Below are 16,054 nucleotides of genomic sequence, written 5' to 3'. Positions count from 1 at the left end.
GGGGAATCACCAGCTTCCGAAACTGGCGTCCGATGGGCTGGCGCGATGGAAGGCGCGTTCCTTGCGCCGATATCCATAGCGACGCCGTTTCACCAGTAACAGGCAGGGCCATTCGGCGCTGCCGCCGCGCGCGGCCAACCGAAAGCCTTGCGCGCGATATGCGGCGAGCACAGGGTCCATCTGGCGCGCGATCAGGCCGGCAAGGATCGCGTGGCCGCCGGACGCCGTGGCGCTTGCGATATCGGGCGCGAGGGTGATCAACGGACCGGCCAGGATATTGGCAACGACCAGATCATAGGGCGCGCGATGGCGGATCGCGGGATGATCGGTCCCCGGCGCGACCGCCAGTGCGAGGCGCCCGCCGCCGCGGCCGAGCGGTACCCGGTTGATCTCGGCATTGTCGCGTGTGACCAAAATGCTCGCGGGATCGATGTCCGACGCGATGGTCTTGGCGCGAGGCCAGAGCGCCATCGCGGCGAAAGCGAGCAGGCCGGTTCCGGTACCGATATCGGCAATATTGCGAGAGCTTATGCCCTGCCGTGCGAGTTGGTCGAGCATCGCGAGGCAGCCCGCCGTCGTGTCGTGGCCGCCGGTGCCGAAGGCCTGGCTCGCATCGATCAGGAAGGGGATGGTGCCTGAAGGTACGCGGTCGGCATAGCTGCTGGTGTGGACAAAGAAACGGCCGGCTTGCACCGGCTCGAGCCCTTGCTGCGACACCGTGACCCAGTCCTGCTCGGCAAGCTCCTCGACCGACGGCCTTTTGCCTTTTGCGCTCGGGATGAGGGACTGAAGCAGTTTCAGCAACGTGGCATCCGGCCTGTCGTCCATATAGGCGTCGAGCTGCCAGCGTCCGCTGTCTTCGTCGATCTCGCGCGTCACGACGACGGGTGCGTCGGCCAGTGCGTCGAGTTCGGGGACGTCGCCCGACAGCGCTTCGGCCTCGTCGCGGGTGCAGGGCAGGGAGACGAGCCAGCTCATTCAGCGTACATAGCTCGCGCCGTTGACGTCGAGGACTGCGCCGGTCATCGACGCAGGCGCATCGAGCGCACACCATCGCGCCATTTCACCTACCTCCTCGGGCATCGCGACACGTCCCAGGGGAATATCGGCGAGCAATTTGTCCCCGTCGCGGCTGGCCAGATACTCGTCCGCCATGCCGGTCATGGTGAAGCCGGGGCAGATCGCAAAAGCGAGAATCCCGTCTTTTGCATAAGCCCGCGCAATGGTCTTGGTCATCGCGACCATGCCGGCCTTCGAGGCCGCGTAATGCCAGTGCGTCGGGCTGTCGCCCCGATAGGCCGCGCGGCTCGCGATGTTGACGATACGGCCGCCCTCGCCCCGATCCTGCCAGTGCCGACGGCGGAACGACAGAGTTGGGCGCTGGCCGTCAGGTTGACCTTCATCGTGCGGTTCCATCCCGCAAGCCAATCGGCATCGCTGGCATCGATCGGGTTTGCTTCGAAGACGCCGGCATTGTTGACCAGCACGTCGATACGACCGCCGAGCCGGTCGAGGCTCGTCCGCCAGAGCGTTTCGGGAATGGTGGGATCTGCAAGATCGCCGTCCGCACCCGACAGCGCGACGACGTTTGTTGTGTCGCTCGTCAGCGCATCGGCGATGGCCGCGCCAATACCGCGGCTGGCGCCGGTGATCAGGATATGGGTCGTCATCCCCCAGCCTTAGGGCAGGCGGGTGACGCTTGCCAAGATCAGGCGACGCGCCGGCTGAACTCGCTGGCTGCTTTCTCGAGCGACTGGAGCCGGTCGCCCATCTTGGCGAATTCCTCGCTCAATGTGCTGATTTCACCGGCGACCATCCCTGAATCGTTCCGGATGCTGGCGATGGTCGACGACATCGAGTCCGCAGCCAGTGCGGTTTCGTCGACGGCGGCGGTGATCGACGTGACGGTCTGTGCCTGTGCGTCCATCGCATCGCGGATACGCTGCGCCGAGTTCTGCACTTCGACGATCGTCTGCTGGATCGACTGGTTGGCACTGACCGAGCCGCGCGTCGCTTGCTGGATCGCGGTAATCTTGCCCGCAATATCGTCGGTCGCGCGCGCGGTTTCGTTGGCGAGGCTCTTCACTTCCTGGGCGACGACCGCGAAACCACGACCCGACTCGCCCGCGCGCGCCGCTTCGATGGTCGCATTCAACGCGAGGAGGTTCGTCTGGCCCGCGATTTCGCGGATCAGACCCAATATCGACTCGATCGATTCGGCGTGACGCGACAGCGCTTCGGACATGACGACGGCTTCGCCGGCCTGTTCCGAGGCACGGGTTGCGACGCTTGCCGAGGCTTCGACTTCGCTGCGGGCATCCTCGATCGCGCGGATCAGGCCTGCGGCGGTGGAAGCGGCCTCGCGCATCGCGATGGCCGATTGTTCGGACGCGGCGGCGACTTCGCTCGTCTTCGCGATCATGCCCTTTGCGGCCTGGTCGGCCGAGGCGGCCTGCTTGGCGAGTTGCTGCCGCGCGGAGTCGGTGTCCTGTACCAGCGAGGCGATCGAACGGTCGAAATCACCCGCAAGCGACTGGCGCTCGGTGGAGATGAGCGCGCGGTCGAGCTTGGTCGCGTAACGCTGCATGATGTCGAACTCGAGCAGCGCGAGCCGGTTGATCGCACCGGTGAGGCGCGCCTGGCGGGCGGTGTCGCCAGCGCAGGCGTCGATGACGAACTCGATGGTCAGGCGAAGGCTTTCGGCGATGCACGACATCACCGATGCAAGCGGCAACTTCACGCGACGCGCCATGTGTGTGTTCTGGCAGGCGATCGTCGCGACCTCCTGTCCGGCGGCGTCGCGATATTTCGTCTCGGTGTGGCGTGCGCTCCCCTTGACGTAGGATTCGAGCAGCTCGCCTTCGACCCTGCGGTCGATACTCGGCAGTGCGTTGAAGGCGTCCCAATAGGCGCGCGCGATATGGTCTTCGCGTCCCGCGACAATGCCATAGATTTCGGCGGCGTCGGCGGCGAGGCGTCCGTCGAGGTCGTAATAAGGGAAGCGATCCGCCATCAGCACGGGATCGATCTGCTGCTTATGAATCGGATTTTCCTTTACCATGACCCTGCTTCCCTGACCCACTCTCAAACGCACGGAATCTGCCGTTCCCCGTCGTCCATGAAACTTGTCAGCCGGATATGCGGGGGAGATGGTAAAAGCGGTGTTAACCAGGCCGCGAAATTTTGGTGCTCAGCGCTGCCTGTCGACGTCGGCGCGAGGTGGAATCGGATAGCCCTCGAATGCCTTGATCGTGCGGAGCGCGAAGGCGCTGTGCATGGCGGCAACTCCGGGCAGGCGCGACAGGCAGTGCCGGTGCAGTCGGTCGAAATCGGCAACATTGCGCGCCGCCACGCGCAGGCGATAATCCGATGCGCCCGACAGGAGATGGCATTCCAGAATCTCGTCGAAACTCTTCACCGCGCTTTCGAAGGCGGTGAGCGCTTCCTCGCTCTGCGAGTGGAGGCTGATATCGACGAAGACGTCGAGTTCCAGCCCGATCCTTGCGGGGCTCAGTCTCGCGGTATAGCCGGCGATGAAGCCTTCGGCCTCCAGCGCGCGGATGCGGCGGTGACAGGCCGAAGGCGACAGGCCGACGATTTCGCCAAGTTCAGCGGTTGGTCGCGGGCCGTGGCGTTGCAGCAACTCAAGCAATTCGGTATCAATTCGATCAAACATTGTGTGCAATCTACATGATATGCGCAAGATATATGCAAGAATATCGACTATGGAGCGAGGATATGCAAGCACCTCGCGCATGATTTCTGCTATATGACGCAGCCATCCGGCTGCGGCCGCTTCGATGGAGAGCGAAGATGATCATCGGCACCCCCAGGGAAATCAAGAACCACGAATATCGCGTCGGCCTGACGCCCGAGAGCGCGCGCGAACTGCATGCGCACGGCCATCGCGTGCTGGTCCAGACCGGCGCGGGCGAGGGGATCGGCGCGCACGATCGCTTCTATGTCGAAGCAGGCGCCGAGATCGTGCAGACTGCGGAAGACATCTTCGCGACGTGCGAAATGATCGTGAAGGTCAAGGAACCGCAGACAGTCGAACGCGCGATGTTGCGCGAGGGCCAGATCCTCTACACCTATCTCCATCTTGCGCCCGATCCCGACCAGACGCGCGACCTGATGAAATCGGGGGCGGTGTGTATCGCGTACGAGACCGTTGCCAGTCCGCACGGGGGCCTGCCGCTGTTGAAACCGATGAGCCAGGTCGCAGGGCGCATGTCGATCCAGGCTGGCGCCACGGCGCTTGAAAAGGCGCACGGCGGCCGCGGCGTGCTGCTGGGCGGCGTTCCCGGCGTCGCGCCGGGCAAGGTCAGTGTGATCGGGGGAGGTGTCGTGGGATTCAACGCGGCGCAGATGGCGGCCGGCCTCGGTGCCGACGTCACGATCCTCGATCGTGACCCCGAAGTACTCGAACGTGTTGGTACTTTTTTTGAAGCGCGCGCCAAGACGCGCTTTTCGAACCGCGCCAATCTGGCGGAATGCGTGGCCGAAGCCGACCTCGTCATCGGTGCGGTCCTGATCCCCGGTGCCGAGGCGCCGAAGCTGGTCACGCGCGAGATGTTGAAGACGATGCGGCCGGGTTCGGTTCTTGTCGATGTCGCGATCGATCAGGGTGGCTGCTTCGAGACGAGCCATGCGACGACGCATGCCGATCCCACATATGTTGTCGACGGTATTGTCCATTACGCGGTCGCGAACATGCCGGGCGCGGTCGCGCGCACCAGCACCTATGCCCTAAACAATGTCACCCTGCCGCATGCGCTGCGCATTGCCGATCTTGGCTGGAAAGAGGCACTGAAACGCGACGAGCATCTTGCGCAGGGACTCAACGTCTGGAATGGTAAGGTCACGTTCGAAGCCGTAGCGGAAGCGGTAGGAACCGACTATGTGCCTGTCGATCAGGCGCTTGCCTGATACAAGGACTTGGATGATGACGGATCAAGCCCCACCCCCCCCTCACGACGAAGAGGAAAATGAGGTGCTTCGCGCCGCGCGCGAACTTCAGGCGCAGAAGGAAGCCGCCGAGGCGACCGAGGCTGCCGACAGGGATGCGGCGGTCGGGGCCGGCAAGAAGAGCATCGGGTGGAAAGCCGCGGCAGGCATTGGCGTCGGTTCGGCTGCCGTCCTCGCGGCGCTGCTCTACGCGAACCGCGACAAGATCAAGTGACCCATTCTGGTCGCGCGGTGTGCTAGCGCGGTCCGATAGGTGCCGGTCCATATTTGGCTCTCGACGGTTCTCTGATCCCACAATGTCAGGCGGAGCGAAGAATTCGCGATCGGGCTAGGATGGCGGTACGGATGGACGCCGGTATTCGCTACTTTCGTGCCGCGGCGCTTTTGTCGCGGACAGCCTTGAACTCGGAGCCGCCTTTCCAGCCGGGCCATTTGGCCGAGCGTGCCAACTCGTCGCCTATTTGGTAAAAAATAGATACATCCTGAACCGCGCCGTCGAGATTCCAATTGGAAGTCCACGCATCGCAAGCCTGATGGTAGCATTTTCCCGTGTAATCATCGACCCAATTCTGACCGGCCGCCGTGCCGCCATTTACGAGGTTTGATGCTCCGGCGATCCCCATCATCAACAGAACGGGGACGCCGCGCTTTGCCATGCTGAAATGGTCGGCGCGATAGAAGAGGCCGCGTTCGGGGAGGCTTTCGACGCTGACGCTGCGGCCCTGCCTGGCGGCGAGGCGCGCAAGATCGTCCTCGAGCGTTCCTTGACCTTGGCCGACGAGAATGACGTCTTTTGCCTTGCCCGCCGTTTGGAGGATATCGAGTCCGAGGTTCGCGACGGTCGTTTCGGGCGGAAATAGCGGGTTCTGCGCATAGGCTTCCGAGCCGAGCAGGCCGCGTTCCTCGGCAGTCCAGAAAGCGAAAAGGATGCTGCGGTCCGGCGCGGGGGCCGCTTTGAAATTGCGGGCGATCTCGAACAGTCCGGCGACGCCGAGCGCATCGTCGTTGGCCCCTGCCCGGTAGATGCGACCCTGCTCGTCGGGTTTGCCTTCGCCATAGGCATCCCAGTGCGCGCCATACATCACAACTTCGTCGGGGCGTTTGACCCCCGGGATTTTGGCGAGGACATTCTGGCTTCGCACGACTTCGTGTTTCACGGGGATTTCGGCTTCGAGCGTAACGCCGGCGAGTTCGACGGGGCGAAAGTCGCTGCGACGCGCCATGGTGCGAAGCTGATTCAGGTCGAGTCCGATGTCGGCAAACAGCTTGTCCGCCACGTCGTGGGCGACCCAACCCTGAAGCGTCAGGCTCGTTTGCTTTTCCGGCGGGACGACGAGGCCGTAATTTTCGCCACCGCCGCTTTTGACGACATTCCAGCCATATCCGACGCCATCCGTGTCGTGGACGATCAGCGCAGCGACAGCGCCGCGCCGCGATGCCTCTTCGAACTTGTAGGTCCAGCGACCGTAATAGGTCATCGTCTTGCCGCCGAACTTGCCCGCGACGGGTTCATCGCCGCCTGCGACGAAATCGGGGTCGTTGATCAGGAAAACCGCAACCTTGCCCTTGAGGTCGGTGCCCTTGAAATCGTCCCAGCCGCGCTCGGGCGCGTCAACACCGTAGCCGACGAAGACGAGCGGAGCGCCCGCGACTTTCGCGACGTCGTTCGCCTGGAGCGTCGAGACGTAGATATCAGTGCCTTGCACGAGCGGCTGATAGTTGTGATGGCTGGCCCGTTCGAACTGGAGCTTTGCCGGTGAACCGAGTGCGGTGTGGAGAAGCGGGACGGGTTGGGTCCAGCCGCCATTCGTGCCCGCGGGTTCGAGTCCCAGCGCCTGCAACCGGCCGATGAGATAGCCGATCGTCCGCTCTTCTCCGATCGTGCCGGGCGCTCGCCCTTGAAATTGGTCCGACGCGAGAGTGCGGACGGTCTCGGTCATGTTCGCCGCGTCGATGTTCTGGGCTGCGGCGGACGAGGCGACGAGGATGGCGGCGGCGGCGATGAGGCGCAAGGTCATGGGGGGCTTTCTTTTCTGCGTTGTGTTCCTGCCTACCCAGCATGGCCCGCTTTGTGAACCGTCGCCGATGCGCTAGGTGGATGGGACTCCCCGGTCGAAGGAAAAGCGTCATGGATTTTTCGCGGTTGCAGGCATCGAGCAAGATTGGTGACGACTGGGTCTATCCGCAGGCGCCGTGCCTGAATTTCGGCTGGCTCGAGGTCGACATCGAGGCGGAACACCGCATTTACTGGGAGGAATATGGCAATCCCGATGGCGAGCCGGTGATGTTCCTTCATGGCGGACCTGGCGGCGCGTGCGCGCCTGTGATGGCGCGTTTCTTTGACCCGAAGCGGTATCGCGTGATCCTGTTCGATCAGCGTGGTTGTGGGAAAAGCGAGCCCAATGTCGCCACGTCAGGTCCGGCCGCGGCGCTTCGCAACAACGCGACCGTCGATTTGATCGGAGACATCGTGAAGCTTCGCGACGCGCTCGGGATCGACGGCAAAATGCATGTCTTTGGAGGGAGCTGGGGAAGCACGTTGGCGATGGCATATGCGATCGCGCATCCCGAACATTGCGCGAGCTTGATTCTGCGCGGGATATTCCTGGGCGCGGCCGAGGACCTGCTCTATCTTTACCAAGGCAATGCGGCGACGTGGGAAGCCGACCCCTACAGGCTGACCGCGCCGGGGGCCTATATCAATTATCCCGACGAATGGGGCGACCTGCTGGAAGTGCTGACGCCGGATGAGCGCCGTAATGTGATGAAGTCGTACAAGGCGATATTCGATCATGTGCCCGCAACGGAGGCGGAGAAGGAGAAGCAGCTCCACGCCGCGCTGACGTGGTCGCTATGGGAGGGGGTTATTTCAAACATGATTCCGGAGACGGCGGACACCGGGAAGTTTGGCGACGCCGACTTTGCTCTGTGTTTTGCTCAGATCGAGGCGCATTACTTTGACAATGATCTGTTCATCGAGCCTGGGCATTTCTTCCGCAACATCGACGTGCTCGCGGAGATTCCGATACATATCGTCCATGGCCGCTTCGATCAGGTGTGCCCGTTGACGCAGGCATCGCGGCTGGTCGCGGCGCTCCGCGGCGCGGGCGCCGAACCCGCGACCTATGTCCTCACCAACGCCGGGCATAGCGCGATGGAGCGCGAGAACGCGCTGGCGCTGACCGCGATCATGGACGGGCTGCCGGCGATCTAGGGTCAGGACCCATTCATTCGGCGTCCCTTCGGGATTTGATCGATTTTGCCCATGGCTTCGTCAAAAAGTCTGGAAATATCGACATATTCCTTCGCCTTTTCTCCTCGCCCCGAACAAAATCGCTTCAAACCTCGATCGTGGAATCAATGGGTCCTGACCCTAGGGCGCTGCCGGAGGGGTCCAGCCTTTCCGGTATTTCTCGAACCAGGCGAGGATCGCCGAGGCCTTGGCGGCCGATTGCGAGGGGCGCGCGGCGATGCCGCCGTGGCTGGCGCCGGGCACCTTGATGAGCGCGGTCGGTACCCCGCGCAGGCGCAGCGCGGTATAATATTGTTCGGACTCGCTGACCGGGGTGCGATAATCCTCGGCGCCGACGATGACGAGCGTCGGAGTCTTCACATTGCCGACGAGCGAAAGCGGCGAGCGGGACCAGAAGAGGTCGGGCTTTTCCCACGGTTCGGCGCCGAGCCAATAGGGACCGAAGAAGCCGGGGCCGTCGGCGGTGAGCGCCTGCGTCGTCCAGTTGATCACGGGTTTTTGTGCGACCGCTGCCTTGAATTTGTCGGTCTTGCCGACGATCCAGCTTGTGAGCACACCGCCGCCCGAGCCGCCGGTGACGAAGAGCGCGTCGGGATCGGCGACGCCGAGTTCGACCGCGCGGTCGACGATGCTGATCAGGTCGAAATAGTCGTTGCCCGGATAGGCCTTGTCGATCTCGTTCGCGAAGGCGGCGCCATAGCTGGTCGAACCGCGCGGGTTCGACGACAGCACCGCATAGCCCGCCGCGGCATAAAGCTGGTTGTCGGTCGAGAAATGATCGCCATAGGCCGCGAACGGCCCCCCGTGGATTTCGAGGATCAGCGGCACGCGCTGCCCCTCGCGATAGCCGGGCGGCAGCGTCAGCCAGCCTTCGATCGTCTTGCCGTCGTGGCTGGAGGCGACGGTGATCTTGCGCACCTCGCCCAGCGATTTCACCTCGCGCAGCGACCGGTTGAGGTCGGTGAGGATGCGGGTCGATCCCGCCCGTTCGAGCTGGACCTCGGCGGGGCGGGTGGCGGTGCCGCCGGTGAAGGCGATCGCGCCGCCGTCCGACACGGAGAAGCTGCCGCCGGTGTAGGGGCGGTCGAGCCCGCCGCCCGACAGGCCGCTTGCGACCTTGCGCACCGACCCGTCGAGCCCGATGCGCGCGACATAGGTTTCGCCGTGATCGTCATATTGCGCATAGAGCGACTTGCCGTCGGCGGCCCATTGCACCGCATCGACGCTGTAATCCCAGTTCGCGGTCAGGCTGCGCTGGCCCGAACCGTCGCGGTTCATGACGTAAAGCTGGGTGTTTTCATAGGCGCGCAGCTTGTCGTCGAAACCCAGATAAGCGATCTTGCCGCCGTCGGGCGAAACGATCGGGTTCGCGTCGGGGCCGTTGCGGCCGGTGAGCGCCGTGACCGGGCCGCCCGCGATGTCGAGCGCGTAGATTTCGCTTTCGACCGGGTCCTTTTCCCAGTCGGGTTTGCGGTTGGCGCCGAAGTAAAGCGTGCGGCCATCGCGCGACCAGCTGAGCGGGCCGCCGTCGTGATAGGGGCCGAAGGTGAGTTGGCGCGGCGATCCCCCGCTGGCCGGAATGACGAAGATCTTTTCGAAGCCGGGTTCGACGATGCCTTCGCCATCCGCCTTGTAGGCGAGCATGTCGTGGACCTCCAGCGGATCGGCCCATTTGGCGCCCTCGGGCTTGTTGCGCGGCGCGGAGCCGAACGACGGGCCGTCGTCCTTGACGAGCATCGTGTAGGCGATCGAACGGCCGTCGGGCGACCATTCCAGCGAGGAAGGCGAGGTCGGCAGGCCGGTGAGGCGCACGGCCTCGCCGCCGTTCATCCAGCGCACCCAGAGCTGCGCCGAACCGCCTGCGGTAGAGACATAGGCAAGGCGCTTGCCGTCGGGCGACCAGCGCGGCGAGAAGGTCGCGCCCTCGGCGGCGCCGAGCGGGGTTTCCTCTCCCGTTGCCGTGTCGATCAGCCAGATGCTGCTGACCGCGCGGTCGGTCATGATGTCGTTCTGACGGCGGACATAGGCAATGCGGCGACCGTCGGCGCTGATTTGCGGGTCCGAGGCGATCGACAGGTCGAACAGGTCGGCGCCGGTGAAGCGGCGTTCCGCCGCCTTGCGGGCGCTGCCCATGGCGGAGGCGGAAGCAGGGGCGGCGTCGGCGGACGCCGCGGCGGGTTCGGGCGCCGGGGTTTCCTGCGCGGCGGCTGGAGAAGCGAACAGTACGACGACAGCGGTAAAGCGCAGAAACATGAAAATCCCCCAGCGGCCTGTCGTCTTTCTAGCACGCCAGTTTCGTTTGGGGAATTGTACCGAGCGGTGGCGATAGGGACCGGGCAAGCGAGTGGTCGCCATCCTCTATTGTCCTGATATGATACAGCTTCATTCGCGGAAGAGGTTAACGGATTTTGCACCTGTCCCGGACGCGATGTAAATGTTGCCGCTGATCATCCGAGGGGACTCGCGGAGTCGAAAAGGCGAACGATGCCAGCCTTCAGGGAGCGGAATATGACGATCATCAAGAGAATTGCCATCGGCACGGCGCTGGTGACCGGGCTGCTCGCCGCCGCGCCGGCACAGGCCGCGCTGCGCCTGGGCGATACCGATTGTTCGCTGTCCGATATCTCGCCGACGGCCACCGCCTGTACGGGCTGGTATATGGGCAATTTGAACAGCGGCAGTCCCTCCGCACGCGCCGACGCGCTGGAGGCGCTCAATCTTCTGCTTGGCACCAATAATGCGGGGCCTCTGGTTTGGCTGGAGGATCTGGATGATCTCAGCGGCCATATGATCGATTTTGCCCGTCCCCTTTATGGCGATACGGTCGTGGCCTTCCACGTCGGTGCGGCAAATGGAGAAGATAATGGCGTCGGATATCAATCGACGGCCTTTTTCCGGTTCGATGCCGGCAATCTTGCGGGCGGGCTCGATTCCTTCGTGCTGAACCGCGACGGATTGTCCAACGCCCGGCTCTATTCGACCGGACAGCCGGTCCTGTCGCCGGTCCCGGAGCCGGCGACATGGATCATGATGTTGGCGGGTTTTGGCTTCGCGGGCGCCGGTATGCGGTTTCGCCGCCGTGAGGACGCCCGGCTGCGCCTCGCCTGACCTTTCTTCAGGTCGAATCCGACCGGATCAACGCGAGCGGCATCAGGGCCGAGGCGATCTGTTGCGGATTTGAGGTCGAAACTCTTTCGGCGGCCTTTGGCGCGCGCGCCGACATCGTTCCGGATTTCGCCGGAGCGCCTTGAGATATAGGCATATTCCGTCTCCCTGTCCTTTGTGCGCCGCGCAAAGGCCCTTCGAATATCGAGCGCGACAGAGCGAAAGGAGCGGCCGGTGGGGAAGCCGCTGGAGATCGGTTCCCTCCTCCACGACGGTGCGGCTCTTCAAATCTGATAACCATATAGGTTATTTTATATTGACATCGTCACGCTGTTATGGCACAAGTATCCCATCATGAAGAATTGCGATTCGGGCCGGCGCCCTTCCGATGCGGGAGGGTGTTCCAGCCCTTTGCGCTTGGAGGTGGGCGAGGATGAAGGAGATAATCAGGGCAGGAAGAGAGCAACTGCTGATGATAGCCGAGCCGGCGGGGCATGAGGTGCCGCAGGAAAAGATCGACGATTTTCTCGCCCGACTGGCCGAATGCTGCAACATGTCGCGCGCGGCGCGGCAGGCGGGCGTTTCCACGAGCATGATCTATCGGTTGCGCGCGCGCGATGCCGATTTTGCGGCGGCGTGGCAGGCAGCGATCGAGGCAGGCTATGAGCGTCTGGAGCTCGGGCTGATCGAAGCGGCGCTTGCGCGGGTCAGCAAGCGTGCGGAGGAGGCAGAGGCGGACAAGGCCGACGCCGCGACGCCGGTGATCGAACCGATGACGATGGAGCAGGCGATCCACCTGCTGGGACGCTATCGTGCGACCGTCCGCCATGGAAAGGCGCAGAGCAAGCGTAGTGGCGAACGGGCGCCGACGTCGGAAGAGACCGACGAAGCCATTCTGACGCGTCTGGCAATCCTGCGCCGCCAACGCGGCTGGGATCAATTGTAACCGATGGCGCAGGCGATACGCGACATTGTCGGCGATGTGCTGGAACAATTGACCGGATTGAGGCCTGGACAACTCGGGCTGTTGATGCGCCACTTGTCGAAGAAGCACCGCCGCGAACTGGTCGAGCGTTGGCAGGGCTGGGCGCAGCCCGGCCAGTGCGAGCCGCCGGGCGACTGGCGCATCTGGATGATCCGCGCCGGGCGCGGATTCGGCAAGACGCGCGCGGGGGCCGAATGGATCAGCGAATGGGCGCGCATGATGCCCGGCGCGCGGATCGCGCTGGTTGCGGCGAACGACGCCGACGGGCTGCGCGTGATGATCGAGGGGCCGAGCGGCCTGCTGGCGGTCGCGCGCTCGGACGAGACGCCACGCTGGATCGGCGGGCGGCGCGAACTGCATTTCGAAAGCGGCGCGGTCGCGACGCTCTATTCGGCGGCTGCGGCGGAGAATTTGCGCGGGCCCGAGCATCATGTGGCGTGGTGCGACGAGCTGGCGAAATGGCCGAAGGGCGATGCGGCGTGGGACAATCTGATGATGGGGCTGCGGCTGGGCGAGACGCCGCGCGTGCTGGTGACGACGACGCCGCGTCCGACCGCGCTGATGCGGCGGATCATGGCGCTGCCGGGGTTTGCCGAAACGCGCGGCGGGACGAACGACAATCCCTATCTGCCGTCGACCTTCGTCGAGGCGATGGTCGCGAGTTACGGCGGGACACGGCTGGGGCGGCAGGAACTCGACGGCGAATTGCTGGAGGATGTTGAGGGCGCGCTGTGGAGCCGCGGGCTGGTCGAGCGGTGCCGGATCGATGCCGACAGCATCGGCAAGCCGGTGCGCGTGATCATCGGGGTCGATCCGCCGGCGACGGCGAAGGGCGATGCGTGCGGAATCGTTGCCGCGGCTTTGCTGCGCGACGGGCGACTGGCGGTGGTCGAGGATGCGAGCGTCGAGACGCCGCCGCCGGGCGTGTGGGCGCAGGCGGTCGCCGCGGCGGCAGCGCGCTGGGACGCCGACCGGATCGTCGCCGAGAGCAATATGGGGGGCGACATGGTCGAGGCCACGCTGCGGCAGGCCGATTGCACGCTGCCGGTGGTGCCGGTGCGCGCGAGCGTCGGCAAGGCACGGCGCGCGGAGCCGGTCGCGATCGCCTATGAGCGCGGACAGGTGGTGCACGCGGGGGCGTTCGCGGACCTGGAGGACCAGCTTTGCGGGTTGCAGGTGGGCGGCGGCTATGCGGGGCCGGGGCGCTCGCCCGACCGGGCGGATGCGTGCGTGTGGGCGCTGGCGGCTTTGCTGGAGGGGCTGAAGAGGGGGCGGGTGCCGGGGGTGCGGGTGGTGTGAATATTAGAGCAGCGTGCCTATTCGGCCTGAGCTCCGCGGGCCTAATTGTGGCTGGCAGATTTCGTCCGTTGAAGTGAATGACGAATGGGATCATCATCTGACTGCAATTGACGGAGCCAAATCGATGAAATGGCGGGAAGAGCTGACGCTGATTTGCTTGGCGCTTATAGCGGGGCGCGGGATTGAAAAATGGTTCGGCTACGATGTCGTGACGGCCATCATCGGCGTTGGTCTTGTTGTGGTTCTTGCGTCCCGGATTCGAGATTATGCAATGTCGAAGCGGTCTCGGGGTCAACCGGCCAGCAGATGACGTGCGTAATCCGGGATGACGAAAGAGTAGAATAGGCAGGCCCCGGGTCGAGCCCGGGGTGACGTCGGTTTGGGTTGCGACGTTACGCGCAGCGTGAGGAGATCATCATGAACTGGTTTGGCCGCAAGGCCGCGCAGGGTGCTGCGCGGCCCGCTTTGTCGCGTGTGTATGGGAGCTGGTCGGCGCCTGCGCCGATGAGCTGGGAGGCGCAGGTGCGCGAGGGGTATCTGGGCAATGCGATCGTCCAGCGGGCGGTGCGGCTGGTGGCCGAGGCTGCCGGGTCGGCGCCACTGGTGGCGAGCGACCCCGCGCTTGGCGCGCTGGTCGCGGCGATGTCGGGCGGGCAGGGGCTGGTCGAGACGCTCGCGTCGCAGTTGCTGTTGCACGGCAATGGCTATGTGCAGATTTTGACCGACGGCGCGGGCGCGCCGGCCGAACTGTTTGCCCTCCGGCCCGAGCGGGTGACGGTCGAGGCCGATGCGCGCGGGTGGCCGGTGGCGTATCGCTATAAAGCTGGCGGGTCGGCGGCGGTGCTGGCGGCCGAGGATGGCGCGGGGCGTGTCGCCGTCGTGCATGTGAAGGCGCTGCATCCATTGGACGATCATTATGGCGCGGGGTGCCTGGGCGCGGCGTCCGGTGCGATTTCGGCGCATAATGCGGCGGCGAAGTGGAACGCGGCGCTGCTCGACAATGCGGCGCGGCCGTCGGGCGCGCTGGTGCATGATCCGGGCGACAAGGGGATGCCCTTGTCGGCGGAACAAGTGGATCGGCTGCGCGAGGAACTGGCGGAAAGCTTTGCGGGCGGGGCGAATGCCGGGCGGCCGTTGTTGCTGGAGGGTGGGCTCCGGTGGCAGGCGCTGTCGTTGTCGCCGGCGGAAATGGATTTTCTGGCGCTGAAGGATTCGAGCGCGCGCGAGATCGCCATGGCGTTCGGAGTGCCGCCGATGCTGCTCGGGCTGCCAGGGGACGCGACCTATGCCAATTATCGCGAGGCCAATCGCGCGCTGTGGCGGCTGACCGTGCTGCCGCTGTGCGCGAAGATCCTGGGGGCGTTGGCGCAGGGGTTGTCGGGGTGGTTCGATGGCGCGGAGCTGCGCGTCGACCTGGACCGGGTGCCGGCGCTGGCCGAGGACCGGATGGCGCTGTGGCGCGAGGTGTCGGCGGCGGACTGGCTGACCGCGGACGAGAAGAAAGCGCTGTTGGGGGTGCGTTAGCCACCCTCGTCACCCCGGACCTGATCCGGGGTCCATGACTTCGGCGCGGCTGTGGATCCCGGGCCCCGGATCAGGTCCGGGGTGACGAGTCCGGGATGACGAAAGGAAATTAGCATGGATGAGGAAGAGGCGCTGGCGCGGTTGATCGCGCTGGCGGGGACGAGTGCGCCTGACGCGGCCTTGCTGCGCGCGGTCGTCGAGGAGGCCAGCGAGCTGGGAGCGCGGCGGGCGCTGGCGCGGCTGGGCCTCGCCGACGAGGCGGCGCGCGACGATGTCAGCGATTTGCGCCAGCTGCTCGGTGCCTGGCGCGACGCGAAGAAGAGCGTGTGGGCGGCGGCAATCGACTGGGCGACGCGCGGCATGCTGGCGCTGATCGTCGTCGGGTTAGCGGTGAAGCTGGGATTGCCGGGGCTGCTCAAATGAGCGTCCGCTTTGCGGGCTATGCGTCGGTGTTCGACCACGTCGACCGCGGTGGCGATGTCGTGCGCAGCGGGGCGTTTGCGGCGAGTTTGGCCGAGCGGCGCGCGGTGCCCTTGCTGTGGCAGCACCGGCCGGGGGCGAGCATCGGCGTGATCGAGACATTGGCGGAGGATGCGCGCGGGCTGCGCGTCGTGGCGCGGGTGACGCATCCGGTGGCGGCGAAGCTGGTCGCCGCGGGCGCGCTGACGGGGTTGAGCTTTGGCTATCGGGTGCGCGCGGCGCGTGGGGTGGGGCCGCGCGAGCTGGTGGCGCTCGACCTCGCCGAGGTGAGTCTGGTGGCGGCGCCGATGCAGCCGTTCGCGCGGGTGATTGCGGTGGAGCAACCCGATCCTCCCCACCTGTGGGGAGGTGGCATGCCGAAGGCATGACGGAGGGGGTTTTCGGTCTGGCGCGGTGTGAGGCTGCAAGCCCCCTCCACCACCTTCGGTGGTCCCCCTCCC

General features: G+C 65.0%; 15 protein-coding genes and 1 pseudogene. 10 read left to right on the top strand and 6 right to left on the bottom strand.

Annotated elements, in window-relative coordinates; all coding sequences use genetic code 11:
• Window positions 1-6 precede the first annotated feature (6 nt).
• The 4 genes and pseudogenes from JNM03_RS05170 to JNM03_RS05155 all read right to left on the bottom strand — a co-directional run bounded on the left by JNM03_RS05170 (window position 7) and on the right by JNM03_RS05155 (window position 3,676).
• Window positions 7-978 (bottom strand): 50S ribosomal protein L11 methyltransferase, encoded by a 972-nt coding sequence (locus JNM03_RS05170; RefSeq protein ID WP_294034962.1) that lies wholly within the window; start codon window positions 976-978, stop codon window positions 7-9.
• Window positions 979-1,670 (bottom strand): annotated as a pseudogene (locus tag JNM03_RS05165) (SDR family NAD(P)-dependent oxidoreductase). It lies immediately after the preceding gene.
• Window positions 1,671-1,708: 38 nt separating this feature from the next.
• Window positions 1,709-3,061 (bottom strand): methyl-accepting chemotaxis protein, encoded by a 1,353-nt coding sequence (locus JNM03_RS05160; protein ID WP_294034960.1) that lies wholly within the window; start codon window positions 3,059-3,061, stop codon window positions 1,709-1,711.
• Window positions 3,062-3,190: 129 nt separating this feature from the next.
• A complete protein-coding gene (locus tag JNM03_RS05155; RefSeq protein ID WP_294034958.1) occupies window positions 3,191-3,676 on the bottom strand; it encodes an Lrp/AsnC family transcriptional regulator in 486 nt (161 codons plus the stop codon).
• 137 nt (window positions 3,677-3,813) lie between these two features.
• Between JNM03_RS05155 and ald the strand changes: the two genes are divergently transcribed.
• On the top strand, window positions 3,814-4,929 hold the full coding sequence (ald, locus tag JNM03_RS05150; RefSeq protein ID WP_294034957.1) for an alanine dehydrogenase: 1,116 nt from the start codon (window positions 3,814-3,816) through the stop codon (window positions 4,927-4,929).
• Between the two features lie 13 nt (window positions 4,930-4,942).
• The gene (locus tag JNM03_RS05145) at window positions 4,943-5,182 is read left to right on the top strand and encodes a hypothetical protein (RefSeq protein WP_294034955.1); all 240 of its coding nucleotides are present in this window, start codon (window positions 4,943-4,945) and stop codon (window positions 5,180-5,182) included.
• 148 nt (window positions 5,183-5,330) lie between these two features.
• Here JNM03_RS05145 and JNM03_RS05140 read toward each other — a convergent pair whose 3' ends face one another.
• A complete protein-coding gene (locus JNM03_RS05140) occupies window positions 5,331-6,986 on the bottom strand; it encodes a M20/M25/M40 family metallo-hydrolase (protein WP_294034953.1) in 1,656 nt (551 codons plus the stop codon).
• 110 nt (window positions 6,987-7,096) lie between these two features.
• Between JNM03_RS05140 and pip the strand changes: the two genes are divergently transcribed.
• Window positions 7,097-8,182, top strand: a complete 1,086-nt coding sequence (pip, locus tag JNM03_RS05135) for a prolyl aminopeptidase (RefSeq protein ID WP_294034951.1) — start codon at window positions 7,097-7,099, stop codon at window positions 8,180-8,182.
• A gap of 159 nt (window positions 8,183-8,341) precedes the next feature.
• Here the strand turns inward: pip and JNM03_RS05130 are convergent, their stop codons facing one another.
• Window positions 8,342-10,474, bottom strand: a complete 2,133-nt coding sequence (locus tag JNM03_RS05130; protein WP_294035336.1) for a S9 family peptidase — start codon at window positions 10,472-10,474, stop codon at window positions 8,342-8,344.
• A gap of 255 nt (window positions 10,475-10,729) precedes the next feature.
• Between JNM03_RS05130 and JNM03_RS05125 the strand changes: the two genes are divergently transcribed.
• The 7 genes from JNM03_RS05125 to JNM03_RS05095 all read left to right on the top strand — a co-directional run bounded on the left by JNM03_RS05125 (window position 10,730) and on the right by JNM03_RS05095 (window position 15,982).
• Window positions 10,730-11,329: a PEPxxWA-CTERM sorting domain-containing protein gene (locus tag JNM03_RS05125; RefSeq protein WP_294034949.1), complete on the top strand. Its 600-nt coding sequence runs from the start codon at window positions 10,730-10,732 to the stop codon at window positions 11,327-11,329.
• A 469-nt stretch (window positions 11,330-11,798) separates the two neighbouring features.
• Window positions 11,799-12,272, top strand: coding sequence for a hypothetical protein (locus JNM03_RS05120; RefSeq protein ID WP_294034948.1), 474 nt, complete (start codon window positions 11,799-11,801; stop codon window positions 12,270-12,272).
• Window positions 12,273-12,356: 84 nt separating this feature from the next.
• A complete protein-coding gene (locus JNM03_RS05115) occupies window positions 12,357-13,610 on the top strand; it encodes a terminase family protein (RefSeq protein ID WP_294035334.1) in 1,254 nt (417 codons plus the stop codon).
• A 73-nt stretch (window positions 13,611-13,683) separates the two neighbouring features.
• On the top strand, window positions 13,684-13,920 hold the full coding sequence (locus JNM03_RS05110) for a hypothetical protein (RefSeq protein ID WP_294034947.1): 237 nt from the start codon (window positions 13,684-13,686) through the stop codon (window positions 13,918-13,920).
• A 107-nt stretch (window positions 13,921-14,027) separates the two neighbouring features.
• Window positions 14,028-15,134, top strand: a complete 1,107-nt coding sequence (locus JNM03_RS05105) for a phage portal protein (protein WP_294034945.1) — start codon at window positions 14,028-14,030, stop codon at window positions 15,132-15,134.
• A 114-nt stretch (window positions 15,135-15,248) separates the two neighbouring features.
• Complete coding sequence (locus JNM03_RS05100; RefSeq protein WP_294034943.1) at window positions 15,249-15,557, top strand: DUF6127 family protein; 309 nt, start codon at window positions 15,249-15,251, stop codon at window positions 15,555-15,557.
• Window positions 15,554-15,982 carry an HK97 family phage prohead protease gene (locus JNM03_RS05095; protein WP_294034942.1) on the top strand — a complete coding sequence of 143 codons (429 nt, stop codon included), beginning with the start codon at window positions 15,554-15,556 and terminating at the stop codon, window positions 15,980-15,982. Before JNM03_RS05100 ends, JNM03_RS05095 begins: the two co-directional genes overlap by 4 nt.
• The last annotated feature ends 72 nt before the right edge of the window (window positions 15,983-16,054 follow it).

Source organism: Sphingopyxis sp., assembly GCF_016793825.1.
Taxonomy (GTDB): domain Bacteria; phylum Pseudomonadota; class Alphaproteobacteria; order Sphingomonadales; family Sphingomonadaceae; genus Sphingopyxis.
The sequence above is the reverse complement of the archived record's forward strand: the minus strand, read 5'-3'. Positions and strand labels throughout refer to the sequence as shown.

Bases quoted from the DNA above. Each gene is read 5' to 3' on its own strand.
- JNM03_RS05170 (WP_294034962.1), bottom strand. From the start codon at position 978: ATGAGCTGGCTCGTCTCCCTGCCCTGCACCCGCGACGAGGCCGAAGCG.
- JNM03_RS05160 (WP_294034960.1), bottom strand. From the start codon at position 3,061: ATGGTAAAGGAAAATCCGATTCATAAGCAGCAGATCGATCCCGTGCTG.
- JNM03_RS05155 (WP_294034958.1), bottom strand. From the start codon at position 3,676: ATGTTTGATCGAATTGATACCGAATTGCTTGAGTTGCTGCAACGCCAC.
- ald (WP_294034957.1), top strand. From the start codon at position 3,814: ATGATCATCGGCACCCCCAGGGAAATCAAGAACCACGAATATCGCGTC.
- JNM03_RS05145 (WP_294034955.1), top strand. From the start codon at position 4,943: ATGATGACGGATCAAGCCCCACCCCCCCCTCACGACGAAGAGGAAAAT.
- JNM03_RS05140 (WP_294034953.1), bottom strand. From the start codon at position 6,986: ATGACCTTGCGCCTCATCGCCGCCGCCGCCATCCTCGTCGCCTCGTCC.
- pip (WP_294034951.1), top strand. From the start codon at position 7,097: ATGGATTTTTCGCGGTTGCAGGCATCGAGCAAGATTGGTGACGACTGG.
- JNM03_RS05130 (WP_294035336.1), bottom strand. From the start codon at position 10,474: ATGTTTCTGCGCTTTACCGCTGTCGTCGTACTGTTCGCTTCTCCAGCC.
- JNM03_RS05125 (WP_294034949.1), top strand. From the start codon at position 10,730: ATGACGATCATCAAGAGAATTGCCATCGGCACGGCGCTGGTGACCGGG.
- JNM03_RS05120 (WP_294034948.1), top strand. From the start codon at position 11,799: ATGATAGCCGAGCCGGCGGGGCATGAGGTGCCGCAGGAAAAGATCGAC.
- JNM03_RS05115 (WP_294035334.1), top strand. From the start codon at position 12,357: ATGCGCCACTTGTCGAAGAAGCACCGCCGCGAACTGGTCGAGCGTTGG.
- JNM03_RS05105 (WP_294034945.1), top strand. From the start codon at position 14,028: ATGAACTGGTTTGGCCGCAAGGCCGCGCAGGGTGCTGCGCGGCCCGCT.
- JNM03_RS05100 (WP_294034943.1), top strand. From the start codon at position 15,249: ATGGATGAGGAAGAGGCGCTGGCGCGGTTGATCGCGCTGGCGGGGACG.
- JNM03_RS05095 (WP_294034942.1), top strand. From the start codon at position 15,554: ATGAGCGTCCGCTTTGCGGGCTATGCGTCGGTGTTCGACCACGTCGAC.